Source organism: Kitasatospora sp. NBC_00240 (assembly GCF_026342405.1).
GTDB lineage: Bacteria > Actinomycetota > Actinomycetes > Streptomycetales > Streptomycetaceae > Kitasatospora.
In genome coordinates, this window is the sequence record NZ_JAPEMU010000001.1 from 5546927 (window position 1) to 5570149 (window position 23223).

General features: G+C 73.6%; 25 protein-coding genes. 15 read left to right on the plus strand and 10 right to left on the minus strand.

Annotation, left to right across the window (positions count from 1 at the left end; translation table 11 throughout):
• Positions 1 to 58 precede the first annotated feature (58 nt).
• The 5 genes from OG689_RS23560 to OG689_RS23580 all read left to right on the plus strand — a co-directional run bounded on the left by OG689_RS23560 (position 59) and on the right by OG689_RS23580 (position 4645).
• On the plus strand, positions 59 to 1255 hold the full coding sequence (locus OG689_RS23560) for an acetoin utilization protein AcuC (RefSeq protein ID WP_266322895.1): 1197 nt from the start codon (positions 59 to 61) through the stop codon (positions 1253 to 1255).
• Positions 1256 to 1751: 496 nt separating this feature from the next.
• A complete protein-coding gene (locus OG689_RS23565) occupies positions 1752 to 1961 on the plus strand; it encodes a helix-turn-helix domain-containing protein (protein WP_063351305.1) in 210 nt (69 codons plus the stop codon).
• 188 nt (positions 1962 to 2149) lie between these two features.
• Complete coding sequence (locus OG689_RS23570; protein ID WP_003948845.1) at positions 2150 to 2248, plus strand: AURKAIP1/COX24 domain-containing protein; 99 nt, start codon at positions 2150 to 2152, stop codon at positions 2246 to 2248.
• A gap of 280 nt (positions 2249 to 2528) precedes the next feature.
• Positions 2529 to 3641 (plus strand): NAD-dependent epimerase/dehydratase family protein, encoded by a 1113-nt coding sequence (locus tag OG689_RS23575; protein ID WP_266327370.1) that lies wholly within the window; start codon positions 2529 to 2531, stop codon positions 3639 to 3641.
• On the plus strand, positions 3638 to 4645 hold the full coding sequence (locus OG689_RS23580) for a lysophospholipid acyltransferase family protein (protein WP_266322896.1): 1008 nt from the start codon (positions 3638 to 3640) through the stop codon (positions 4643 to 4645). Before OG689_RS23575 ends, OG689_RS23580 begins: the two co-directional genes overlap by 4 nt.
• Before the next feature lie 91 nt (positions 4646 to 4736).
• Here OG689_RS23580 and OG689_RS23585 read toward each other — a convergent pair whose 3' ends face one another.
• The 3 genes from OG689_RS23585 to OG689_RS23595 all read right to left on the minus strand — a co-directional run bounded on the left by OG689_RS23585 (position 4737) and on the right by OG689_RS23595 (position 8760).
• Complete coding sequence (locus tag OG689_RS23585) at positions 4737 to 5960, minus strand: DUF5667 domain-containing protein (RefSeq protein WP_266322897.1); 1224 nt, start codon at positions 5958 to 5960, stop codon at positions 4737 to 4739.
• Between the two features lie 256 nt (positions 5961 to 6216).
• Positions 6217 to 7050 (minus strand): ECF subfamily RNA polymerase sigma factor, BldN family, encoded by an 834-nt coding sequence (locus OG689_RS23590; RefSeq protein WP_266327372.1) that lies wholly within the window; start codon positions 7048 to 7050, stop codon positions 6217 to 6219.
• Between the two features lie 600 nt (positions 7051 to 7650).
• On the minus strand, positions 7651 to 8760 hold the full coding sequence (locus tag OG689_RS23595; RefSeq protein WP_266322898.1) for an HAD-IB family hydrolase: 1110 nt from the start codon (positions 8758 to 8760) through the stop codon (positions 7651 to 7653).
• A 218-nt stretch (positions 8761 to 8978) separates the two neighbouring features.
• On the opposite strand from OG689_RS23595, the gene OG689_RS23600 reads away from it, so the two are divergent.
• The 7 genes from OG689_RS23600 to hemB all read left to right on the plus strand — a co-directional run bounded on the left by OG689_RS23600 (position 8979) and on the right by hemB (position 16480).
• Positions 8979 to 9266, plus strand: coding sequence for a glutaredoxin family protein (locus OG689_RS23600; protein WP_266322899.1), 288 nt, complete (start codon positions 8979 to 8981; stop codon positions 9264 to 9266).
• Between the two features lie 275 nt (positions 9267 to 9541).
• Positions 9542 to 10279 (plus strand): 3'-5' exonuclease, encoded by a 738-nt coding sequence (locus OG689_RS23605; RefSeq protein ID WP_266322900.1) that lies wholly within the window; start codon positions 9542 to 9544, stop codon positions 10277 to 10279.
• 101 nt (positions 10280 to 10380) lie between these two features.
• Positions 10381 to 11265, plus strand: a complete 885-nt coding sequence (locus OG689_RS23610) for a redox-sensing transcriptional repressor Rex (protein ID WP_266322901.1) — start codon at positions 10381 to 10383, stop codon at positions 11263 to 11265.
• Between the two features lie 31 nt (positions 11266 to 11296).
• Complete coding sequence (locus OG689_RS23615) at positions 11297 to 12703, plus strand: glutamyl-tRNA reductase (protein ID WP_266322902.1); 1407 nt, start codon at positions 11297 to 11299, stop codon at positions 12701 to 12703.
• Between the two features lie 41 nt (positions 12704 to 12744).
• On the plus strand, positions 12745 to 13758 hold the full coding sequence (hemC, locus tag OG689_RS23620; RefSeq protein ID WP_266322903.1) for a hydroxymethylbilane synthase: 1014 nt from the start codon (positions 12745 to 12747) through the stop codon (positions 13756 to 13758).
• A complete protein-coding gene (locus OG689_RS23625) occupies positions 13755 to 15437 on the plus strand; it encodes a uroporphyrinogen-III synthase (RefSeq protein ID WP_266322904.1) in 1683 nt (560 codons plus the stop codon). The genes hemC and OG689_RS23625 overlap by 4 nt, the downstream gene beginning before the upstream one ends.
• 62 nt (positions 15438 to 15499) lie before the next feature.
• Complete coding sequence (gene hemB / locus OG689_RS23630; protein ID WP_266322905.1) at positions 15500 to 16480, plus strand: porphobilinogen synthase; 981 nt, start codon at positions 15500 to 15502, stop codon at positions 16478 to 16480.
• Between the two features lie 160 nt (positions 16481 to 16640).
• On the opposite strand, the gene OG689_RS23635 is transcribed toward hemB, so the two are convergent.
• The 3 genes from OG689_RS23635 to OG689_RS23645 all read right to left on the minus strand — a co-directional run bounded on the left by OG689_RS23635 (position 16641) and on the right by OG689_RS23645 (position 17968).
• The gene (locus tag OG689_RS23635) at positions 16641 to 16898 is read right to left on the minus strand and encodes a hypothetical protein (RefSeq protein ID WP_266322906.1); all 258 of its coding nucleotides are present in this window, start codon (positions 16896 to 16898) and stop codon (positions 16641 to 16643) included.
• 282 nt (positions 16899 to 17180) lie between these two features.
• Positions 17181 to 17525 carry a rodlet layer protein gene (locus OG689_RS23640; protein WP_190213999.1) on the minus strand — a complete coding sequence of 115 codons (345 nt, stop codon included), beginning with the start codon at positions 17523 to 17525 and terminating at the stop codon, positions 17181 to 17183.
• A gap of 98 nt (positions 17526 to 17623) precedes the next feature.
• Positions 17624 to 17968 carry a rodlet layer protein gene (locus tag OG689_RS23645; RefSeq protein WP_266322907.1) on the minus strand — a complete coding sequence of 115 codons (345 nt, stop codon included), beginning with the start codon at positions 17966 to 17968 and terminating at the stop codon, positions 17624 to 17626.
• Positions 17969 to 18326: 358 nt separating this feature from the next.
• Between OG689_RS23645 and OG689_RS23650 the strand changes: the two genes are divergently transcribed.
• Positions 18327 to 18992 (plus strand): hypothetical protein, encoded by a 666-nt coding sequence (locus tag OG689_RS23650; RefSeq protein ID WP_266322908.1) that lies wholly within the window; start codon positions 18327 to 18329, stop codon positions 18990 to 18992.
• A 105-nt stretch (positions 18993 to 19097) separates the two neighbouring features.
• Here OG689_RS23650 and OG689_RS23655 read toward each other — a convergent pair whose 3' ends face one another.
• From OG689_RS23655 to OG689_RS23670, 4 genes are all read right to left on the minus strand, one after another.
• The gene (locus OG689_RS23655) at positions 19098 to 19451 is read right to left on the minus strand and encodes a hypothetical protein (RefSeq protein ID WP_266322909.1); all 354 of its coding nucleotides are present in this window, start codon (positions 19449 to 19451) and stop codon (positions 19098 to 19100) included.
• A gap of 119 nt (positions 19452 to 19570) precedes the next feature.
• A complete protein-coding gene (locus OG689_RS23660) occupies positions 19571 to 19852 on the minus strand; it encodes a chaplin (protein WP_266322910.1) in 282 nt (93 codons plus the stop codon).
• 106 nt (positions 19853 to 19958) lie between these two features.
• Entirely contained in the window at positions 19959 to 20201 is a 243-nt protein-coding gene (locus OG689_RS23665; protein WP_073924428.1) for a chaplin, read from the minus strand.
• Between the two features lie 308 nt (positions 20202 to 20509).
• Positions 20510 to 20758, minus strand: coding sequence for a chaplin (locus OG689_RS23670; RefSeq protein WP_266322911.1), 249 nt, complete (start codon positions 20756 to 20758; stop codon positions 20510 to 20512).
• Between the two features lie 227 nt (positions 20759 to 20985).
• Between OG689_RS23670 and OG689_RS23675 the strand changes: the two genes are divergently transcribed.
• Complete coding sequence (locus OG689_RS23675) at positions 20986 to 21225, plus strand: chaplin (protein ID WP_073924426.1); 240 nt, start codon at positions 20986 to 20988, stop codon at positions 21223 to 21225.
• Between the two features lie 314 nt (positions 21226 to 21539).
• Positions 21540 to 23213 (plus strand): RICIN domain-containing protein, encoded by a 1674-nt coding sequence (locus OG689_RS23680; protein WP_266322912.1) that lies wholly within the window; start codon positions 21540 to 21542, stop codon positions 23211 to 23213.
• Positions 23214 to 23223: the final 10 nt, after the last annotated feature.

Sequence of the window (23223 nt, forward strand, 5' to 3'; positions counted from 1 at the left end):
GGGTCCGCGTACGGACCCTTGCGGCGCCCGCCGGGCCCCACCCACTACCGTGGGGGCCATGCCCGACGTCGAGCGTGAAACCCCCTGCGGCCTGCACCTCTTCTGGGACGAGGCCGTCACGAGTTACGACTTCGGTCCCGGCCACCCGATGGACCCGACCCGGCTGGCGCTCACCATGCGGCTGGCCGAGTCGCTGGGGCTGACCGCCGGGCCGGGGGTGACGGTGCGGGCCGCGGCCGCTGCCGGGGACTCGACCCTCGGCCTGGTGCACACCCGCGAGTACGTCGAGGCGGTCAAGTACGCCGCCGCGCACCCGGACGAGCGGGACGCCCGGCACGGTCTCGGCACCGAGGACAACTGGTCCTTCCCCGCCCTGCACTCGGCCTCCGCGCTGATCGCCGGCCAGTCGGTGGCGGCCGCCGAGGCGGTCTGGCGCGGCGAGACCCCGCACGCGGTGAACTTCGCCGGCGGCCTGCACCACGCCATGCCCGGCCAGGCGTCCGGCTTCTGCGTCTACAACGACGCCTCCCTGGCGGTCGCCCGGCTGCTGGAGCTGGGGGCCGAGCGGGTCGCCTACGTCGATGTGGACGTGCACCACGGCGACGGTGTCCAGCAGGCGTTCTGGGACGACCCGCGGGTGCTGACGATCTCGCTGCACGAGCACCCGGCCACGATCTTCCCGCAGACCGGCTGGTCCAGCGAGACCGGCGGGCCGGCCGCGCCGGGCAGCGCCGCGAACCTGCCGGTGCCGGCCGGCACCGGGGACGCCGGCTGGCTGCGCGCCTTCCACGCCCTGGTGCCGGACCTGCTGGCGGCCTTCCGCCCCCAGGCGCTGGTCACCCAGCACGGCGCGGACACCCATGTCGAGGACCCGCTGGCACACCTCGCCGTCACCCTGGACGCCCAGCGGCACGTCGCCGAGCAACTGCACGAGCTGGCCCACCGCCACGCCGAGGGCCGCTGGGTCGCCCTCGGCGGGGGCGGGTACGCGGTGGTCGATGTCGTCCCCCGGGCCTGGACCCACCTGGTCGCCACCGCCGCCGGCCGGCCCGTCGACCCGGCCGCCGAGACGCCGGCGGACTGGCGCGCGGAGGTCTACCGCCGGACCCGGCAGCAGGGCCCGCTGCGGATGACCGACGGCGCCGACGCCCGTTGGCGGGACTTCGACAGCGGCTACGACCCCGCCGACCGACTCGACCAGGCGATCCTGGCCGCCCGCAAGGCGGTGTTCCCGCACCACGGGCTGCTGCCCTGAGTCGTCCCTGAGACGTCCCTGGCCGCCCTGCGGCGGCGTCCCGGGGCGCCGGCCGGGCCCGATGTCCCACGGAGGGTCCGGGGGCGCTCACGGCGGCGTACAGGGGCGTAGGGCGGGCCGTCGGCGCTCCACGCGCGCGCTCCGTGCTTCCGTGCGCCTTTTGCCGCCCCGACCCCTCGCAGCAGACTCGACCGGACCGGCCGCCGGCGCCCCGCCGGGCCGCGGACCGCTGCCCCGGCCGCCCGGGCCGAGGCCGGCACCCCTGCGGGCCGGGCCCCGTCCGTGTACGGCCGCTCGACGGCGCTGCGCGGACCGGCTGCGACAGACCGCCGATCGACTACGTACTGCAACGGGGGGATCTCGCACCGTATGAGCAGGGTGCTCCCCCCTCTTCCCACTGGTACCACCCTTAACTACTCTGGGGATACACGTGTGCCGGTGGAGTCACCGGAGGGGAAGCCGGTGCCTTGCACACGGGTAAGGGTCGGGTGAGGTCATGAGTTCCGGCGAACGCCCCCTGCAGGAGGTCGTCTTCCTGACCGTGGCAGAGGTTGCCTCGGTCATGCGGGTGTCCAAGATGACGGTGTACCGGTTGGTGCACAGCGGAGAACTGCCGGCCATCCGGGTCGGCCGTTCCTTCCGGGTGCCCCAGCAGGCGGTCCACGAGTACCTCAAGGAGTCCTACGTGCGGCTCGAGAGCGCGTAGCCGGCAACCGGTGGGCGGGCCCGCAGCCAGCGGGTCCCGCGCCCGTTTGCCGCAGATTTCCCGCAAGTTTCCCGGTCGCCGGGAGCGCGATTACGGTGCGGGCCGCGCGGAAGGTAGGCTAGGCCCTCCGTCAGTCGTATGGACTCCGTCTCACACGGACGAGAGTCTCAGTGAGCGAGGGTTGTTCCGTGGGCTCTGTCATCAAGAAGCGTCGCAAGCGTATGGCCAAGAAGAAGCACCGCAAGCTTCTGAAGCGGACTCGCGTTCAGCGTCGCAACAAGAAGTAAGCCCTACGGCCGCGCACTGCCGGCCTGGAGCTTTCCTGCCCGCCCCGGCCGTCATGGCCCGGGCGGGCAGTGCCATCTCCGGCCCCGGCGCGCGGGCCGGGGCCGGGCGGCACCGCCGGGCACCGTTCGCCCGCCGGCCCGCAGGGCAGCACCGCGGGGCACCGTTCGCCCGCCGGGCAACACCGCCCGATTCGGTGCGCGCGGGGACACCCGCCCGCAACCCGGGCGCGATACGGTGCACGCAGAACAGCGCAGGTCGGCCGAGGAGGACGCGAACACCGTGGGCAAGGTCGTGCTCGTCACCGGCGTGGCACGGCACCTGGGTGCCCGCTTCGTCGCCGACATCCGTCGCCGTCCGGACATCGACCTGGTGGTCGGTGTCGACGTCCAGCCACCCCGCGACCCGGTGTCCGACCCCGAGGGCCGGGCGGCCGGGTACCGCTTCGAGAAGCTCGACCTGCGGCGCCCCGCCGTCGCCCGGGTGATCGCCGAGCACCAGGTCGACACCGTCGTCCACCTCAACGTCAGCGCCACCGGGCTGGGACCGGCCGGCCGCAGCGCCGTCAAGGAATCGAACGTCATCGGCACCATGCAGCTGCTCGGTGCCTGCCAGAAGGCGCCCGGCCTGCGCCGCCTGGTGGTCAAGTCGACCACCGGCGTGTACGGCTCCGCGCCGCGCGACCCCGCGGTCTTCGGCGAGCGGATGCAGCCCAAGAACCTGCCGAGCGGCGGCTTCGCCAAGGACGCCGCCGAGGTCGAGGGCTACGTCCGGGGCTTCGCCCGCCGCCGCCCGGACGTCGCGGTCACCGTGCTGCGCTTCGCCAACATCGTCGGCCCGGTGGGGGACACCCCGCTCTGCGAGTACTTCACCCTGCCGGTGCTGCCCACCGTCCTCGGCCACGACCCGCGCCTGCAGTTCGTCCACGAGGACGACGTGATCGAGGTGCTCTGCCGGTCCGCCGTCGAGCCGCTCCGCGGCACCAGCAACGCCGGCACCTTCAACGTGGCGGGGGAGGGCGTGCTGCTGCTCTCCCAGTGCGCCCGCCGGCTCGGTCGGCCCACCGTGCCGATGCTGCAGCCGGTGATCGGCTGGGTGGCCGGACTGGTCCGGCAGACCCGGCTCGCCGACTTCTCGCCCGAGCAGCTGAGGCTGCTGACGCACGGCCGGGTGGTGGACACCACCCGCCTGCGCGAAACCTTCGGGTACCAGCCGAGGTTCACCACGGCGGAGGCCTTCGGCGACTTCGCCGCCGCGCAGCGCGCCGGGCTGCTGCCGCCGGAACGCCTGACCGCCGTCACCGACCGCCTCACCGGGCTGCTCGGGCCCGAGGGCGCCGCGGTCCGCCACCCGGCCCACCCGACCCACCCCACACAGGAGCTGAACCCGCGATGAGTGCCGCGAGGGAGTACGCCACGGGCGAGGCCAAGGTCATCCCGATCGAGTCCGCGCCGAGCTGGAACGACACCCCGGAGGCGGGCCTCGCCGACCGGCTGGCCGACGCGGTCGGCGGCGCGCTGGCGGGCCGGCTCGGCCCCGCGGCCACCAAGCTGTTCGGCAAGGGCTGGGAGGAGCGGGCCGCCGGCGGCCTGTCCTTCCTGCGTCGCCGGATCACCGGCGACTACGAGGTGGACGAGTTCGGCTTCGACCGGGAGCTGACCGAGGCGGTCTTCCTCTCGCTGCTGCGCCCGCTCGCCGACAAGTACTTCCGGGTCGAGGTGCGCGGGATCGAGAACATCCCCGCCGAGGGCGGTGTGCTGATCGTCGCCAACCACTCGGGGACGATCCCGCTGGACGCCCTGATGACCCAGGTCGCGATCCACGACCACCACCCGCAGCGCCGCCACCTGCGGATGCTCGCCGCCGACCTGGTGTTCGTGCTGCCGGGCGTCAACGAGGTGGCCCGCAAGGCCGGGCACACCCTGGCCTGCAACGAGGACGCCCAGGCACTGCTGGAGCGCGGCGAGGTGGTGGGGGTCTGGCCGGAGGGCTTCAAGGGCATCGGCAAGCCCTTCGCGGACCGCTACAAGCTGCAGCGCTTCGGCCGCGGCGGCTTCGTGGCGTCCGCGCTGCGGGCCCAGGTGCCGATCGTGCCCTGCTCGATCGTCGGGGCCGAGGAGACCTACCCGATGATCGGCAACGCCAAGACGCTGTCCAGACTGCTGGGCCTGCCGTACGTGCCGATCACGCCGACCTTCCCGTGGCTGGGGCCGCTCGGCGCGATCCCGCTGCCGACCAAGTGGACGATCCAGTTCGGCGAGCCGATCGCCACCGACAGCCACCCGCCGGAGGCGGCGGACGACCCGATGCTGGTCTTCGACCTGACCGACGAGGTCCGCGAGACCATCCAGCACACCCTCTACAAGCTGCTGGTGCAACGGCGTTCGGTCTTCTTCTGACCCGCCGGCAGGGCCGGTGGCACAGGCGGGGAATGCAGCAGTGCGGGCCCGGGCGGTTGCCCGGGCCCGCACTGTGTCCGTCTCCGCCCGGTCAGCCCAGCTTCAGGCCCGGCAGCAGGCCGGGGATGAGCGGCGGGATGTCCAGGCCCGGCTGGCTGCTCGGAGCGTTGCTCGGCGCGCCGGTGGGCGCGGCCGTGGCGCCCGCGGTGGCGTCCGGGCTCGGTGAGGGATGGGCACCGGTGATGCCGTTGGCCAGGCCGTCGACCAGGCCCCCGACGGCCGCCGGGGGGTTGCCCGGCGTCGCGCTCGGGGCGCCGGAGCCGCTCGCGGAGGCCCCGGTCGAGGGCGCCTTGCCGCCCGTACCGGGCTTGGCGCCGCCGGTGCCGCCGGCCGGGTCGCCGCCGGTCTGCCCGCTGTCGGACGGGCCGCCCGCGTGCTCGCCGCCCGCCCCGCTGCCGTCGGCCGAACCACCCTGGGAGGGCGGCTCGACCAGGCGCAGGGGCGCGACGTCCTCACTTATGTCGTCGAAGAGCCGGTCGACCCGGCCCGCCTCCTGGGTGAGCTGGGCGGGGAGCCGGCCCTGCAGCTCCGACCAGCGGCCGTCCTCGTCCTCGGCGAACCCGGCCAGCATCCGCATCGGCTCCAGCGAGCCGTTGCTGCGGTAGACGGACCGGAGCAGCTCCCGGCCCTTGATGGCCTCGGCGTGCATGTCGGCGAGCGCCCGGCGGACCTGCTCGACCGTGTCCGGGTTCAGCGCGGACGGCGAACCGGCCCGCCCCAGCAGCCCCTTGGCCTCGCCGAGCCGGGTCGAGGCCTGGTCGAGCAGCAGCGCGCCGCGCTCGCTGTCGGAGCCCGCGAAGTCCAGTTGCAGCCCCTCCAGCCCGCGCTTCATCCCGTAGAGGGTGTCCCCCGGGAGGGCGTTGGTGCTCGCGGCGGCGGCGCCGGCGAAACTGCCGACGGCGATGCCGGCGACCAGCCCGCCGATCGCGAACCGGCGGCTCCAGCGGCCGCGCGGGACGGCCCGGTGGGCCCGGCTCCTGCGTTGTCCGGGCACGGTGGCCGCGGCCCCGCCGGCGAACGCCTGCTCGAACGCGGCCATCAGCTGGGCGCGTTGGACCGTTCGGACCTCCGGGTCCAGCTCCGGGCCCGGCAATGCGCCGAGCGAGTCGGCCATACCGAGCAGGACGGCCATCGCGTCCCCGCGGTCGGCGGCGGTCCCGGCGGGCCGCGCTGCGTCCCGGTCCTCTACCTGGTGGGCCTCCAGCGCCTCGGCGAAGGCCTTCGCCCGCCGGTGCTCCAGCACGTTTGCCGTCACGGGCCACACCTCCCTTCGTCGTTGTCGACACCCCGGCCGGCCGGACGGTTGCCTCGGCGGGCCAAAGCCACTCCATCGGGTGAGAGGTCGCAATCCGGCTTGACCGTACGCCTGGTGGAGGCTTGCACGCTGGCCAACGAGCGGCGCGGGCCGTCGGTTACGCACGACTGATCATCGGATCGACCGTTCACCCGCACGTGTGGGCCGGATGATGCTGGTGACAGGGGGTCGGATATCCGCCGGACCACTCCGCCGCTCACCGGGCGTCGGGGGGCAGCAGGCGGGCCAGGGTCCGCACCGCGCGGTACTGAAGGGTCTTGATGGCGCCCTCGTTCTTCCCCATGATGCGGGCCGTCTCGGCGACCGAGAGCCCCTGCAGGAACCGCAGCGTGACGCACTCCTGCTGTTGCGCGTTGAGCCGTCCGACCGCCTCCAGCAGGGCGGCGTTGGAGAGCCGCTCCAGGACGGAGTCCTCGGGGCTGCGCTCGCACTCGTTGGAGTCGAGCATCTCGCCGGTGGTGACCTCCAGCCGGAACCGGCTGGACTTGAAGTGGTCGGCCACCAGGTTGCGGGCGATGGTCACCAGCCAGGCGCCGAAGTCGCGGCCCTGCCAGGTGAAGGTGCCGATCCGGCGCAGCGCGCGCAGGAAGGTCTCACTGGTGAGGTCCTCGGCGGTGGCCCGGCTGCCGACCCGGTAGTAGATGTAGCGGTAGACGGTGTCCGAGTAGTGGTCGTAGAGCCGCCCGAAGGCCTCGCTCTCGCCGGCCTGGGCCCGTTCGACCAGTTCCATGATCGGGTTGTGCTCGGTCTCGAAGCCGGGGCTCGGGGCCGTCCGGGCCCGACCGCGGCCGCCCGCGGTGGCGGGGCGGCCCCGGGTGCCGCCGGCGGTGGTCGTGGTCGTGGTGGTCGTGCCGCCGGCGCCGGTCCCGCTGCTGCTGTTGGTGCCGCCGGTGGTCGCCGTGGACCGCAGCGCCAGCCCGGGAGGGTGGGCGTGGCCGACCGCGAACGCGGCCCCCGCGGGCACCAGGTGGGGAGCCGGCAGGAACTGGCTGCGGAGCAGGGTGCGCAACAGGTCCAGCCCGGTGGAGATCTGCCGGTCGGAAGCCTGCCGGACCCGGTTGGTGCGGGAGCGCAGGGGCGCGGGCGACGGGCGGGTGGGAGCAGGCGCGTCGTTCCGGACGGGTGGGTACACGGGACTCCCAGAGGCAGAACTGTGGACGGATCACCTCCGCCTGCGCGGAGAGCACCCCCCACCCCCGTCCTGAGGACGCACGGGGAGGCGTGCATCCAGGAGAGAATAACGCTTTGTGCAATGACAGCTACACCCTGTTGCCGAAGTGGTCGTTTGGGATCCGCTCGGTGTGCATATGCAGCTGGAAACGACCGGACCTGTCGTCATTCGCCCGGCTCAACGTGACCGGATCGGAGCACTCGGTGACCGCTTTCGCGGCCTGGCCGGCGGTTTCCCCGACTTCCGGCCCGGCAACCCCAGACTTTCGGGTGCCGTCGAACGATCAGATCCGGTCATCCGGTGGCAGGTTCGCAATCGGGCGGCCCGACGGGCCCGGAGCGGCCGGGAGTTCGCTCGTACGGGGCCCCGGCCGGCCACCGCATTGACGCCGGGCGCCGGGCCCGGCGTCCGCCCCGGGAGCGCCGCCGGGTGCGGTCGCGCGCCGGGCCGGCCGGCAGGTCAGGCGGTGCGGCGCCGGTGCACGGCGACACCGGCCGCGGTGGCCCCGGCGACCACGCCGAGCGCGGCGGCGGCCGGGATGCCCACCCGGGCCGCCTTGCGGCCGGTCCGGAAGTCGCGCACCCGCCAGCCCATCGCCCGGGCGTGCCGGCGCAGCGCGCCGTCCGGGTTCACCACGTACGGGTGGCCGACCAGCGAGAGCATCGGGATGTCGTTGGCCGAGTCGCTGTAGGCGGCGCAGCGGTCGAGGTCGAGCCGCTCGCGGCGGGCCAGCGAGCGGACGGCGGCCGCCTTCGCCGGGCCGTGCAGCAGCTCCCCGACCAGCCGGCCGGTGTAGTAGCCGTCGGTGGCCTCGGCCACCGTGCCGAGGGCGCCGGTCATCCCGAGCCGGCGGGCGATGATCCGGGCCACCTCCTGCGGGGCCGCGGTGACCAGCCAGACCCGCTGGCCGGCGTCCAGGTGCATCTGCACCAGGGCGCGGGTGCCGGGCCAGATCTTCTCGGCGATGACCTCCTCGAAGATCTGCTCGCAGATCTCCTCCAGGTCGGCGGTCCGCTTGCCGGCCACCAGACCGAGCGCGGTGTGCTGGGCGTCGGCCATGTGACCCGGGTCCTCGGTGCCGTGCAGCCGGAACCAGGCCTGCTGCCAGCCGAAGCGGGCCACGTCCCGCCGGGTGAAGAACCGCCGGCGGTAGAGGCCGATCCCGAGGTAGAAGATCGCGGCGCCGCGCAGGATGGTGTTGTCGCAGTCGAAGAAGGCGGCGGCGCGCGGGTCGTCCGGGTCCGGGGTGTGGTTCTCGGCCGGGGGCTTGGGCGCCTTGGCGGGCTTCCGGCCGGGTGCCCCGTCCGTCCCGGTCGTCCCGTCCGCCTCGGCGGCACCGTCCGCCTCGGCGGTCACGACCGTCCCGGTGGTCGCCCGGGCCGCCTGGCTCCGGGGCGCCCCGGGGGTGCGGTCCGCAGGGGTGTCGGGGAGTCCGGCGGGGGCGTCCGGCCGGGCCGCCGGCGCCGCGCGCAGGGCGGCCTCCGCCGCCTCGGCGGCGGCCTCGCCCGCCAGCGCGGTCCGCTCGGTGGGGGAACGCCTCGCCTGGGTGAGCCTTCGCAGCACGGCCATGGCACCGAGCATAGCCAGGAGTGAAGGCTCTGCCTGTGACTACGGCGTGCAGGCACCGTTAACAGCCAGGTACGGGCCGGCCCGGCACCGCCTGCGGCGACCCGGTGCCCCGGAGTCCGGACGGCGCCCGGGGCGGGGGCGCGCGCGGGGGAGCGCGGCGCCGGGGTGCGGTGGCGGGCGCGCGGGGACGGCCCGGGCGCGGGCGGGTCTGGAGCACAATGGGCCGGGTGAGCCCACTGCTGCGACGCGACAAGAACTCGAACCCGGCCGACCGCACCGTGACCCTGGTCGGCAAGCCGGGCTGCCACCTCTGCGACGACGCCCGCGAGGTGATCGCCCGGGTGACCGGCGAGACCGGTGCCGCCTTCGAGGAGAAGGACATCACCCAGGACGAGGAGCTGTACCGCAAGTACTGGGAGCAGATCCCGGTGACCCTGATCGACGGTCGCCAGCACGACTTCTGGCGGGTCGACGAGCGCCGGCTCCGGGCGGCGCTGGGCGCCTGACCGGCGGCTGAGGGCCGGTGCGCGGCCGGTCGGCGGTCGGCCTGCCGGTCGCCCGTGCCCGGTCCGCCCCTCGCCCGTGCCCGGTCCGCGCCCTGTTCTCCCTGTTCGCGCCCTGATCGCGCTCGGGACGGCGGCCCGAGCGCGGTCGGTGTGGCGAAGATTTCCCGCAAGCGGCTGTCCAACGGCCGCGTGGTCGGCTTACGATCTAACCTCGTTTCGCGCCCAGGGGGGCCTGCCGCAGACGCCGAGGGGGCCGACCGCAGAGGAGAGCAGGCATGCTTCCCGGCCGAACCCCCGGGCCGGCGTCCGCCGGCGAGGGATTCGCCGTGGTCGACGTGGAGACCACCGGGCGCAGTCCGTGGCGCCATCGCGTGGTCGAGATCGCCGTGGTGCTGCTGGACGGCCGGCTGCGGACCGAGACCGAGTTCTCCACCCTGCTCGATCCGCTGGGCCCGGTCGGCCCGACCCATGTGCACCGGATCGCCCAGGCGGACGTGGCCGGAGCCCCGCGCTTTCGCGAGGTCGCCCCGCACCTGCTGGAGCTGCTCGCCGGACGGGTCCTGGTCGGCCACCACGTGACCTGCGACCGTGCCTTCCTCGATCGCGAGTTCGCCCGGATCGGGGTGGCCTGGCCCGCGGTGCCGCTGCTCTGCACCATGCGCCTCGCCCGGACCCACCTGCCGGAGGCCGGCGGTTTCGGCCTGGCGGCCTGCGTCGCGGCGGCCGGCCTCGGCGGGTACCCCGCGCACACCGCGCTCGGCGACGCCCGGGTCACCGCCGATCTGCTGCGGCACTGCATACACGTCCGCTCGTGCCCTCCGGCCGACTGGGCCGAGCCGCTGCGCGAGGCCGCGCGGGTGCCCTGGCCGAGGCTCGCCCGGGCGCGGTCCCGGGCGGACGGGGAGCCGGTTCCGTCGCTCCGGCGAGAGGCTCCGTACGGCCCACGGCCACTCGGTGTGCAGCCCCCGGCGGTGGCGCGCGAGGACTCCGGTGCTATGGGATTCCCGGCGTGATGCGCGTCACTGTTCATGGACAAATCGGACACCATCTTTGTGCACACGTTCACAAACGCATAGCCTGGCTGCCTAAGCCCAGCTTCACCCACAGGAGCACCGTGGCAATCGGCCGATCACCACAGAGCAGTTCGCAGGCGCCCGACCAGGGCGCCGCGCGCCGACCCTCGCGTGCCCGGGGAATCCCGGAGGCGACAGTCGCCCGCCTCCCGCTGTACCTGCGGGCGCTGACCGCGCTCTCCGAGCGCTCGGTACCCACCGTCTCCTCCGAGGAGCTGGCGGCCGCCGCGGGCGTGAACTCCGCGAAGCTGCGCAAGGACTTCTCGTACCTCGGCTCGTACGGCACCCGCGGTGTCGGGTACGACGTCGAGTACCTCGTCTACCAGATCTCCCGCGAGCTGGGCCTGACCCAGGACTGGCCCGTCGTCATCGTCGGCATCGGAAACCTCGGCCACGCGCTCGCCAACTACGGCGGCTTCGCGTCCCGCGGCTTCCGGGTGGCGGCCCTGCTGGACGCCGACCCGGCCGTGGTCGGCAGCAGCGCGGCCGGCCTGCCCGTGCGCCACATGGACGAGCTGGAGGAGATCGTGGAGACCCAGGCCGTCTCCATCGGCGTCATCACCACTCCGCCCGGCGCCGCCCAGCAGGTCTGCGACCGGCTGGTCGAGGCGGGCGTCACCAGCATCCTCAACTTCGCGCCCACCGTGCTGACCGTCCCGGACGGCGTGGACGTGCGCAAGGTCGATCTGTCGATAGAGCTTCAGATCCTGGCCTTCCACGAGCAGCGCAAGGCCGGCGAGGAGCCCGACCGGGGCGAGTCCGTGCTGGACCGCGCCCCCGGTCCGGTCCGGGCCGCGGCCGCCAAGCTGCGCCGCGCCGCCGGCGCCGGCGCCAAGCGGGCCGACGCCAAGGCCGAGGCCGAGCCGGCCAAGGGCGGCCCGGGCCAGGGCCCCGAGGGCGACCTCTCCGCGGTGATGCCGGCATGAGCGCACGGATGTGTCCGGGCAGGGGGCTGGCATGAGTCTGCTCGTCGTAGGGCTGAGCCACCGCACGGCCCCCGTCGGGGTGCTGGAGCGCGCCGCGCTGACCGGTGACGTCCCGACCCGGCTGCTGCACGACGCCGCCGCGACGGCGACCGTCGCCGAGGCCGCGCTGCTCAACACCTGCAACCGGATCGAGCTGTACGCGGACGTGGACAAGTTCCACGCCGGCGTCGCCGAACTGTCCCTCCTGCTCGCCCACCACAGTGGCGTCGACCTGGAGGAACTCACCTCGCACCTCTACGTCCACTACGAGGACCGCGCCGTTCACCACCTCTTCTCGGTGGCCTGCGGCCTGGACTCGATGGTCGTCGGCGAGGGCCAGATCCTCGGCCAGCTCCGGGACGCGCTCGCGCGCGCGCAGGAGGAGCACACCGCCGGACGCGACCTCAACGAGCTGTTCCAGCAGGCCCTGCGGGTCGGCAAGCGGGCGCACAGCGAGACCGGCATCGACAAGGCCGGCCAGTCGCTGGTCACCTTCGGCCTGGAGCAGATCGCCGCCGGCGCCGGGGCGATCGCCGGCAAGCGCGCCCTGGTGGTCGGCGCGGGCTCGATGAGCTCGCTGGCCGCCGCCACGCTGCTGCGCAGCGGGGTGAGCGAACTGTTGATCGCCAACCGCACGCCCGAGCGGGCCGAGCGGCTGGTCGCCAACCTCGGCGGCGGCAACGCCCGCACCCTCGACCTGGCCAAGGTGCCGCAGGCGCTGGCCGACGTCGACCTGGTGATCTCCTGCACCGGCGCGGCCGGCGTGGTGATCGGGGCCGCGGACGTCGCGGCCGCGGTCGCGGCCCGGGCCGGCGCGACGCCGCTGGCCTTCCTCGACCTCGCCATGCCGCGGGACGTCGACCACGCCGTGCACGAGCTGCCCGGCGCCCTGCTGGTCGACCTGGAAAGCCTCTCGCACGCCCACGCCGCCACCCCCGGCGCGGGCGACGTGGACGCCGTCAGCGGCATCGTCGCCGACGAGGTCGCCGCGTTCGGCGCCGCCCAGCGTGCCGCCCGGATCGCCCCGACCGTCGTCGCGCTGCGCGCGATGGCCTCCGAGGTGGTGCTCGCCGAGCTCGGCCGGCTGGACTCCCGGCTGCCCGACCTGGACGAGCGCTCCCGCGCGGAGATCACCCAGACCGTCCGCCGAGTCGTCGACAAGCTGCTGCACGCGCCCACCGTGCGGGTGAAGCAGCTCGCCGCCGAACCCGGCGGCGCCTCCTACGCGGACGCCCTGCGCGAGCTGTTCGACCTCGACCCGGCGGCCGTGCACGCGGTCTCCGGCCCGCCGGTCGGCGCCCAGAGCACCGCGCAGGTGGGCCCGCAGGCCAACGGCCCGCAGCCCCCGGGCCGGACCCGGACCGCCAACGGCAGCCTCGCGGGCGAGGTCGCCAGATGAACCGTCAGCCATCCCACGAGTACCACCGGGACGATCGCCTCATGAATGGTCAACCGCTCACCGACCTGGCCGCGCCGCTGCGGCTCGGCACCCGACGCAGCGCGCTGGCCATGGCGCAGTCGGGCATGGTCGCCCGGGAGGTGACCCGGGTCACCGGGCGCCCCGTCGAACTGGTGGAGATCACCACGTACGGCGACGTCTCGCGCGAGGCCCTCGCGCAGATCGGCGGCACCGGCGTCTTCGTGTCCGCCCTGCGCGACGCGCTGCTGGAGGGCCGGATCGACTTCGCCGTGCACTCCCTCAAGGACCTCCCCACCGCCGCCCCCGAGGGGCTGGTGCTGGCCGCCGTCCCCGAGCGTGAGGACGTCCGCGACGCCCTCGTCACGCAGGAGGGCCTCGGCCTGGAGGAACTGGCCGAGAAGCTGGCCGGGGCCGGGCGCGAGACCCGGATCGGCACCGGCTCCCCGCGCCGGGCGGCGCAGCTGAACGCCTGGGCCGCGGCCCGCGGCGCCTCGGTCGTCACCACCCCGATACGCGGCAACGTCGACACCCGGATCGGCTTCGTCGCCGCCGGGGAGCTCGACGCGGTGGTCCTGGCCGCGGCCGGCCTCAACCGGCTCGGCCGGGCCGCCGAGATCAGCCAGCACCTCGACCCCGAGCTGATGCTCCCGGCCCCCGGCCAGGGCGCCCTCGCGATCGAGTGCACCAGCACGGACCCGGCGCTCGCCGCCGCGCTGGCCGCCCTGGACCACGCCCCCACCCGGGTCGCGGTGACCGCCGAGCGCGCCCTGCTGGCCGCGCTCGAAGCCGGCTGCTCCGCCCCCGTCGGCGCCCTCGCCACCTGGCATCCCCAGGGCGGGGACGGCCCCCCAGAACTGCAGTTGGAAGGCGTGGTCGGCACCGTCGACGGCGCCACGCTGCTGAAGATGTCCGCCAATGGTCCGCTCGTCCTCGACGAGACGGCCGGGCAGCAGGCGCAGGCCCTCGGCCACGCCCTCGCCGCCCGGCTGCTCGACGCGGGCGCGTCCACTCTGATGGGGGAGCGAGCCCGATGAGCCCCACCGCTGCCACCGACACCCCCCTTCCGGGCGGGAGCCCGTTCCCGGCCGGGTCCGCACCTTCGGGGCGCTGCACCTTCCTGGGCGCGGGCCCCGGGGACCCGGGACTGCTGACCCTGCGCGCCGTCGAGGTGCTGGCCTCGGCCGACATCCTGGTCGCCGACCCGCTGACCGCCGCCGCGGTACGCAGCCACTGCCCGGCCGGTGTGCAGGTGCACACCCCCGCGGCCCCGGGCGCCGACGGCCAGGACGGCACCTTCGACCTGCCGCGGCTCGTCGCCGAGGCCGTCCGGGCCGGCAAGCACGTGGTCCGCACCGTCGACGGTGACCCGGGCCTGGACGGCTTCGCCGCCGAGGAGATGCTCTCCTGCGCCCGTTCGGCGATCCCGTTCGAGGTGATCCCGGGCGTCGCCCAGTCGGTCGGCGTGCCGGCCTACGCGGGCGTTCCGCTGCGCGGCAGCAACGGCACCGACGTCCGCTTCGTGGACGGCGCCGCGCTGCTGGCCGGCGGCCCGGTCGACCTCGGCGCGCCGGAGACCACCCTGGTGGTGCGCACCACGCTCGGTCAGCTGCCCGCCACCGCCAACGCGCTGGTGGCCAACGGCCGCAAGCCGGACTCCGCGTTCTGTGCGACGCTCTCCGGCACCACCACCCGCCAGCGCAGCTTCACGGCCACGCTGGCGACCATCGCCGCCGACCTGAAGGCCGCCCGGGTGCTGCCCTCGCCGGTCTCGGCGCCGGTCGACACCGCGACCTCGGTGATAGCCGTGGTCGGGGAGCAGGTCGCGCACCGCTCCTCGCACTCCTGGTTCGAGACCAAGCCGCTGTTCGGCTGGAACGTCCTGGTCCCGCGGACCAAGGAGCAGGCCACCGGCCTCTCCGAGCAGCTGCGCTCGTACGGCGCGGTGCCGCAGGAGGTGCCCACCATCGCGGTGGAGCCGCCGCGCACCCCGCAGCAGATGGAGCGGGCGATCAAGGGCCTGGTGACCGGCCGCTACGAGTGGATCGCGTTCACGTCGGTCAACGCGGTGCGCGCGGTGCGCGAGAAGTTCGAGGAGTACGGGCTGGACGCCCGGGCCTTCGCCGGCATCAAGGTGGCAGCGGTCGGCGAGACCACCGCGCAGGCGCTGGTCGACTTCGGTGTGAAGCCGGACCTGGTGCCCTCCGGCGAGCAGTCCGCCGCCGGGCTGCTGGAGGACTGGCCGCCGTACGACCCGGTCTTCGACCCGATCGACCGGGTGCTGCTGCCGCGCGCCGACATCGCCACCGAGACCCTGGTGGCCGGCCTGGTCGAGCTGGGCTGGGAGGTCGACGACGTGACCGCCTACCGGACGGTGCGCGCCTCGCCGCCGCCGGCCGAGACCCGTGAGGCGATCAAGGGCGGCGGGTTCGACGCGGTGCTCTTCACCTCGTCCTCGACCGTGCGCAACCTGGTCGGTATCGCCGGCAAGCCGCACAACGTGACCGTGATCGCCTGCATCGGCCCGGCCACCGCGAAGACCGCCGAGGAGCACGGCCTGCGGGTCGACGTGATGGCCCCCGCGCCGTCCGCCGCCGCGCTGGCCCAGGCCCTGGCGGACTTCGGCGCCCGTCGCCGGGACACCGCCACGGCGGCCGGCGAGACGGTCTACCGGCCCAGCGAGCGCCGCCCGGGCTCGCGCCGCAAGGCCCGCTGAGAATCCCGTCGGGGGAGGCCGGGCGGCCTCCCCCGACGTTCGACCGTTCGGAGAGAGAAGCAGTGACCGCCGAATTCCCGCACGTACGCCCGCGCCGCCTGCGGTCCACCCCGGCGATGCGCCGGCTGGTCGCCCAGACCCGGCTCCACCCGGCCGAGCTGATCCTGCCGCTGTTCGTCCGGGAGGGCGTCAGCGAGCCGGTGCCGATCTCCTCGATGCCGGGTGTGGTCCAGCACACCAGCGACACCCTGCGCAAGGCCGCCGTGCAGGCGGCCGAGTCGGGCCTCGGCGGCGTGATGCTCTTCGGCGTGCCGGCGGTCCAGGACGCGGTCGGCAGTGAGGGCACCAATCCGGACGGCATCCTGCAGCAGGCCATCCGGGACGTGGTGTCCGAGGTCGGCGACTCGCTCGTGGTGATGTCCGACCTGTGCCTGGACGAGTACACCGACCACGGCCACTGCGGCGTGCTGGCGGCCGACGGCAGCGTGGACAACGACGCGACGCTGGCCCGGTACGCGGAGATGGCCGTGGTGCAGGCCGACGCGGGCGTCCACCTGGTCGGCCCGTCCGGCATGATGGACGGCCAGATCGCGGTGGTCCGCAGGGCCCTGGACGAGGCCGGCCACCTGGACACCGGCATCCTCGCCTACACCGCGAAGTACGCCTCCGCCTTCTACGGGCCCTTCCGGGAGGCCGTCGGCTCGTCCCTCAAGGGCGACCGCAAGAGCTACCAGCAGGACCCGGCGAACGCCCGCGAGTCGCTCCGCGAGCTGGAGCTGGACCTCGCCGAGGGCGCCGACATGGTGATGGTGAAGCCCGCCATGGCCTACCTGGACGTGCTGCGTCAGATCGCCGACGCCTCGCCGGTGCCTGTCTCCGCCTACCAGGTCTCCGGCGAGTACTCGATGGTCGAGGCCGCCGCCGCCAACGGCTGGATCGACCGGGAGCGGACCATCCTGGAGACGCTCACCTCGATCCGCCGGGCCGGCGCCGAGCAGATCCTGACGTACTGGGCGGTCGAGGCCGCCGCGATGCTGGGCTGAGCCGCCGGGCCGCCCGCTTGCGGACGTGCGGAAGGCCGGGCCCCGATCGGGGCCCGGCCTTCACCATCCCCGCCCACCGGCGGCCCGGGGCTGCGCCGGCATGTCCGGTACGCCTGAGCGGTGCCGGCCCGGGACGGTTGTCCGGGGCCGGGCTCCGGCATCAGCCGATGTGGGCGAAGCCCTCCTGGCCGCCGGCCAGGTCGGTGGAGGTGGCCCAGCCCCACTGGTGGGCGCCGGTCAGGATGTTGCTGGTGTGCGCCACACCCCACTGCTCTCCGGCCGCGAAGACCGGGTCGGCGGAGGCCGCGAACTCGCCGCCGCCGGCCACGCCGACGTGTGCGTGGGCGGGCGCCGAGACGCCGGCGATCGCCAGCGCTCCGACCGCGGTCAGAACGGCCTTGCCCAGCATGCTCTTCATCGAAATCTGTCCTCTCTCCTGCGATCCGCCTCCCGGGCCCGGTGGGCCGGGGAGCTGGTCGGATCGGGTGGGGGGCCTGTCATGACACGTGACCACACGAAGCCGGTGGACGGGCCTCGGCGCGCGCCGCCCTGAGGGCGTGTCACCCGAAGGGGGCGTACACGGACGGACCGTCCGATCGGCTGGTCGTGCAGAAGCCCGTGGGGCCCGGAGGTGGTTCCCCCGAGCCCCACGGACTGTTTCCGGTCACGGCTGGTGAGCCGTGCCGAGCAGTCGGCCTGATCAGCCGATCAGGTGCGAGACACCCGCGTCGCCCGAGGACTGGGTGTTCTGGCCGACGTTGCAGATCTGCTTCGGGGTGCTGTTGAGGATCGGCACCTCGACCGGCACCGCGACACCGACGACGGCGACGGCGATGTTGTGGACCTCCGGCAGGCAGATGTTCGGGTTGTCCAGGGTGTGGAAGTTCGGGCTGTGGTCGCCGTGGGTGCCGGTCGCGTTGGTGCCACCGTCGCCCTGGACGGAGACGGCCGAGCCGTCGGAGTCGGCGATCGCGGAGGCGGAACCGGCCGACATGGCGATCGCGGCGACGGCGAGGCCGGCGGCGGCAAGGGTCTTCTTGATCATTTCTGATGTTCCTCTCGGGGGTGAATCGGGGGCGATTCGGGGTGGTTCAGGAGGGGTGGAGCGGAGTGGTTCCGGTGGTCCCGACGGTGGCCGGGAGATCAGCCGACGAGGTGCGAGACCCCGGCGTCACCCTTGGACTGGGTGCCCTGGCCCTGGGTGCAGTACTGCTTGCCACCGCTGTTGGCGATCGGGACCTCGACCGGCACTGCCACACCGAGCACGCCCACAGCGATGTTGTGGATCTCGGGGAGGCAGATGTTCGGGTTGTCCAGGAAGTGGAAGTTCGGGCTGTGGTCGCCCCACGTGCCGGTGTTGTTGGTGCCGCCGTTGCCCTGGAGCGAGGCGGCGGCGCCGTCCGCGTCACCGATGGCGGAGGCGGGGCCGGCAGCCATGGCCAGTGCGGCCGTGACCAGGCCGGCGGTGGCGAAAGTCTTCTGGAGCATGGGGGAGATCCCTCTCTGAAATGCTTTTTCGGATTCCGTGCGTTCAACGATGAGACCCGGTCTGCGGTCACTGGCCAGATTCGGGCGGACTCTGTAATGCACTGTGGCATCCGGTCCTGCCATCGTCGTGGCTGCGACATTGAGATCAAAGAATGACGGGCCGGAAGGTTACGCGGAATCTGGAAAACCATCCGTGGATCGTGCCCGGGGTTCGTCGTCGAACGGCCGTGCAGTCGGATTATTAGGCCGAATCGGTTAACGGGCGCAATCCGGGCCGCCGGTGGCTCGTTAAAGCAGTTGCTTTCGGCTGCGCGACGCAGCCGTCCCCAGAAGATCTCCAGCTAGAACGGTGAATACCATGAAGTTCTCCAAGCGGGCCGGTGCGATGCTGCTGGCGGTCGGCGCCGGCGTCCTCGCCTCCCAGGGCGCGGCCGCCGCCGCCGGGATCACGCCCGATCAGGTCGGCGCCCTCGAAGGGAAGCTGGCCACCGAGCACGTGCCCTTCGACGTCCCGCTCGGTGCCGCGACCGACCACCTCGGGCTGCTGCCGGCCGGTGGACACCTGCACGGCGGCATCCCGACCTCGCTGCTGATGCCGGCCGTGCCCGAGAAGGGGCAGGGCAACCAGCTCGTCCCCGAGCGGATCATCCCCGCCCTGGCCGGCGGCAAGGTCGGCCCCGAGCTGCAGGCAGCCGTCCCGCTGCCCACCGCCGACCGCTCCACCGACCTCGGCGACCTCCTGGTGGACGCCCCGGCCGCGCCGCTCAACCTGGCCGGGCCGGCCCTCACCCTGGGCCGCCCGGTCAGCTACGTCGAGGGCACCAGCGGGCCGCTGACCGAGAACCCGCTCAAGTTCGGCGAGATCGACCCGCAGCTGGTCACCGCCCCCGTCCAGGCCGTGCCCGGGGCCAAGGCCTCGCTGGGCGGCTCGGACAAGCGGATCTCGGTGGCGGAGTCGGTGGAGAACCTCGCCGCGACCACCACGGCCACCGCCACCGGCGTCCTGGAGCAGGCCAAGGGCTGATCAGGTACGGGCCTCCGCACGGCCGGGAGCCCGGTGCCCCGCCGCCCGTCCCGGACGGGCGGCGGGGCACCGGGCTCCTGACGTGTCCCGGGTGCTGGCGTGAGATCAGCCGGGCAGGACGCCCAGCAGCGGGCCGACCGCGGGCAGGTCCCTGGGGCCGCCGCCGTCGCTGAGCGGTCCGGTGACGGTGGTGGTGGCCACCGGCGTCAGGCCGGAGTTCTCGGGCTGCACGGCCACCCCGTTGTTCAGCACGTCGGCGGAGGACTGCGCGAACGGGTCCAGCCGCAGGTCCTTGACCGGCGCCACGCCGTAGCCGAGGGCGCCGGTCAGCCCGCCGACGGCGGGGACGACATCGGTCCGCTGGAGGTTGGTGACGGGATCCGCGTGCGCCGTACCCGTGCCCAGCAGCATCGCCGCGCCCAGGACGGCGAGGCCGGCGCCGCTCTTCTTGAAGGCCATCAGGACCTACCCTTCGGGTGTTTCGGTGGTGCGGGTCGCAGGGGTGGAGCGCCGACGCCGTACTGCCCCAGGGCCGGAGGCCGAGGGGCAGTACGGTCAGGACTCGTGCCGATCGGTGATCAGCAGTCGGCCTCGTCGACGACGGGCGGCGGCTGCGGGACCTCGACGTTGGCGCAGCTGTTGCCGAACGCCGGGTTGAGGGCCCCGATCACGTTGACGGAGTTGCCGCAGAGGTTCACCGGAACGTGGACCGGGACCTGGATCAGGTTGCCGGAGAGCACACCGGGGGAGCCGGCGGCGACGCCCTCGGCGGTGGAGCTGGCGGCAGCGGCACCCGCGCCGGCCAGCACCATGCCGGCGGCGGCAGCGGTGAGGACGACGGCCTTCTTCACGTTCTGCATGGGAGTTGATCTCCTAGATCACAAACGGGGGACGTGCCGCACCCCGCGGTGGCGGGGTGCGGCACGGACTCGGTGGAACGACGTCGCCTGATCAGCGACCGCCGTTTCAGCCGACGTTGGCGCAGCTGTTGCCGAACGCCGGGTTCAGCAGGCCGATCACGTTGACGGTGTTGCCGCAGACGTTGAGCGGAACGTGGACCGGGACCTGGATCAGGTTGCCGGAGAGCACACCGGGGGAGCCGGCGGCGACGCCCTCGGCGGTGGAGCTGGCGGCAGCGCCACCGGCCGCACCGACCACGAGGCCGGCCGCGACGATGGACAGGACGGCAGCCTTCTTGAGGTTACGCATGGGGGTCTTCCTCCATTGTCTTCCCGACGGGATCGACTGTCGGGATCCGGGCGAATCAGAATCATCGCCCGCGGGTTTCGGGGTGCGCCGTGATTGTCACTCTGGCGGCCCAAGTCGCGCGTGTCGCCCCTGGCTTGGGCGGTGCTCGGCCGCTTCGTTCTTGCGCCCCTCGAACAATTCCCACACGGCCGGGAAAAGTTCGCACGGTGGCGCGACCAGGAGATCGTCCACGAAGAACGGGAGTTCGACGCGGGGCGACCTCCCGGGAGTCCGGGGAATCGGATTTCGTCCGGTCCGGTGGCCCGGGGTCAGCCGTTGGCGCAGGCGTTGCCGAAGGCCGGGTTGAGGGCCGCGATCACGTCGACGGTGTTGCCGCACAGGTTGACCGGGATGTTCACCGGGATCTGGATCAGGTTGCCGGAGAGCACACCGGGCGACCCCGCCGCGACGCCCTCGGCCGACGCGCCGTAGGAGTGGGCGGAGGCCGTGGCGGCGCCGCCGAGCAGCAGGGCTGCGGCGGCCGCGGTGCCGAGCACGCCGTGGGCGAGCTTGCGCATGTGTCGGGGTCCCGTTTCGTGAGTGGGCCGGATGAAGCGTGTTCCGCCAGGAAGAACGACGGGACGCCCGGGGGGAAACGGCCGGGTTCTCCGATCACCCGAATGCGCCGGGTAAGCCGTACGGGTGATAGCCGCCGGGTGCGCGCAACCCGGTACCCGGGGCCTCGTTGGAGATCACGCACGTTCCGTGCAGCTGTGAACCCCTTCGATCGTTCAGGAGGCTCGATATGAGCATCAAGAAGACCGCCGCAGTTGGCGCCGCCGTGGTAGGCATCATTGCGGCCGGTGCCGGCAGCGCGATGGCCAGCTCCACCGCGGAGGGCGTCGCCGCCGGCTCCCCGGGTGTCGCCTCCGGCAACAACATCGCCGTCCCGGTGCACATCCCGGTCAACCTCTGCGGCAACTCCATCGACGTTGTCGGCCTGCTGAACCCGGCCTTCGGCAACAGCTGCGCCAACGTCGGCTGACCTCACCCGGTCAGTTCGTTCCGCGCAGCACCGAGCCGCCGTCCTCGCCTCCCTCCTGGGGTGCGGGCGGCGGCTCGGTGCTGTCCGGCGGCCCTTCGCGTCGGGGCCGCCGGACAGCACCGGGGAGCGGGCGGATGCGTCCGTCCCGCCCTTGTCATGACCCTTGTTGCGTTACTTGTCAGTACCTAGAATATGAGGCCTGCTCATATTTCCTTCGGCCGACGGCAGTTCGGGCCGAGGGCAACCGCACGCTCCACGCTCCGCGCCGTCCGGCCCCCACCGGTCGGCGTCCCCGCCCCCGCAAGGAGTAACGCGTGATCAGGTCACCGCTCCCGCCCGCCCCGAGACGCGCCGCGTCCCGGCGCTCCCCCGTCGCCGCCCTGCTCGCCACCGCCGGACTGGTCGCCGCCCTCGTCCTGGCCGGCGCCCCGGGCGCGCTCGCCGACACCGCGACCGCCGGCGCCGCCCAGGACCGCCCGCCCGCGATCGTCGCCCTCGGCGACAGCGCCATCTCGGGGGAGGGCGCCGGCACCGACACCGGCGACGGCTACTTCCCCGACAGCGACACCCCCACCGACTACTGCCACCGCCACCCCAAGTCGGAGATCTTTGTCACCGACATCCCCGGCGTCACCCCGATCGACCTCGCCTGCTCCGGCGCGCAGACCGGTGACCTGGTCAGCGACCCCGAGCTCGCGAAGATCACCGGCCCCGGCAGCGGCGACTTCGGCGAACCCAAGCAGGACGTCCAACTCGCCCGGGCGGCCGCCAGGTACGACATCAAGATGGTCGTCGTCACGATCGGCGCCAACGACGACTTCGACTTCAGCGGCATCATGATGCACTGCCTGAGCCAGTACTTCCCGATCCCGCAGAGCCAGGGCTGCCGCGACACCATCGGCAGCGCCGAGATCGCCGAACGGGCGAAGCGGATCCAGCCCAAGGTGGTCGCGGCCCTGCGCGACATCCGGCAGACCATGCGGGCGGCCGGCTACGCCGACTCCTCGTACCAGCTGGTCCACCAGTCCTACTTCAACCCGATCACGCCCGACATCCGCACCAACACGTACGTCGGCAAGGTCGCGGACGGCTGCCCGGCGTTCCCCGAGGACCTCGCCTGGGGGCACAACTGGGTGGTGCCGGTCTTCAGCGACACCCTGCGCGCCGCCGCCGAGCAGGTGCCCGGTGTGCGCTACCTCGACCAGCGCCGGGTCTCGTTCGGCCACGAGGTGTGCGCGGAGTGGACCAGCTCGCCGTACGAGTACACCAACGGCGACGTGATCAACCTCTCCGAGTGGGTCCGCAACGGCTGCGACCAGCAGATCGGCATCCCGGGCCTGTGCATGAACATGGTGCGCCAGTCGTACCACCTGCGGGTCGCCGGCTACCGCGCGGAGGGCGTCTGCCTCGGCCAGTTCTACGCCCGGCCCGCCCAGCAGCAGGCGTACTGCACCCTCGATCAGCAGAACACCACCTCCATCGAACCCCTCACCCCCGGGCAGCCGTTCGGCGACAAGCCCGAGGACGGTGCCTGGTACCAGCTCACCAACCCCGCCACCGGCCAGGTGCTCGACCTGTCCGGCGGCGGCAGCTACGGCGACAGCACCAACGGGCGGGCCGCCATCACCTACCGGGCCACCGGCGGGCTGAACCAGTCCTTCGTCCTGGAGGCCAAGTCCGGCGGCAGTTACGAACTGGACTTCAGCGGGAACCGCGCCATGTGCCTGGACGCCACCGGCGCCTCCACCGCCCCGGGCACCCGCCTGGTGCAGTGGCGCTGCAACGGCGGCGGCAACCAGCACTGGGTCTTCAAGCCGGCCGGCGACGGCCGGTACACCCTGGCCGACTCGCAGGACACCGGGAAGGTCGCCACCGCCGGCCCGCCGGACGCCCAGGGCAACCAGCTGATCGAACTCGCCGCCGACACCGGCGCCCCCGGCCAGCTGTGGCAGCTCACCAAGCTCGGCATCGTGTACCTGCACGGCTGATCCGCCGGCG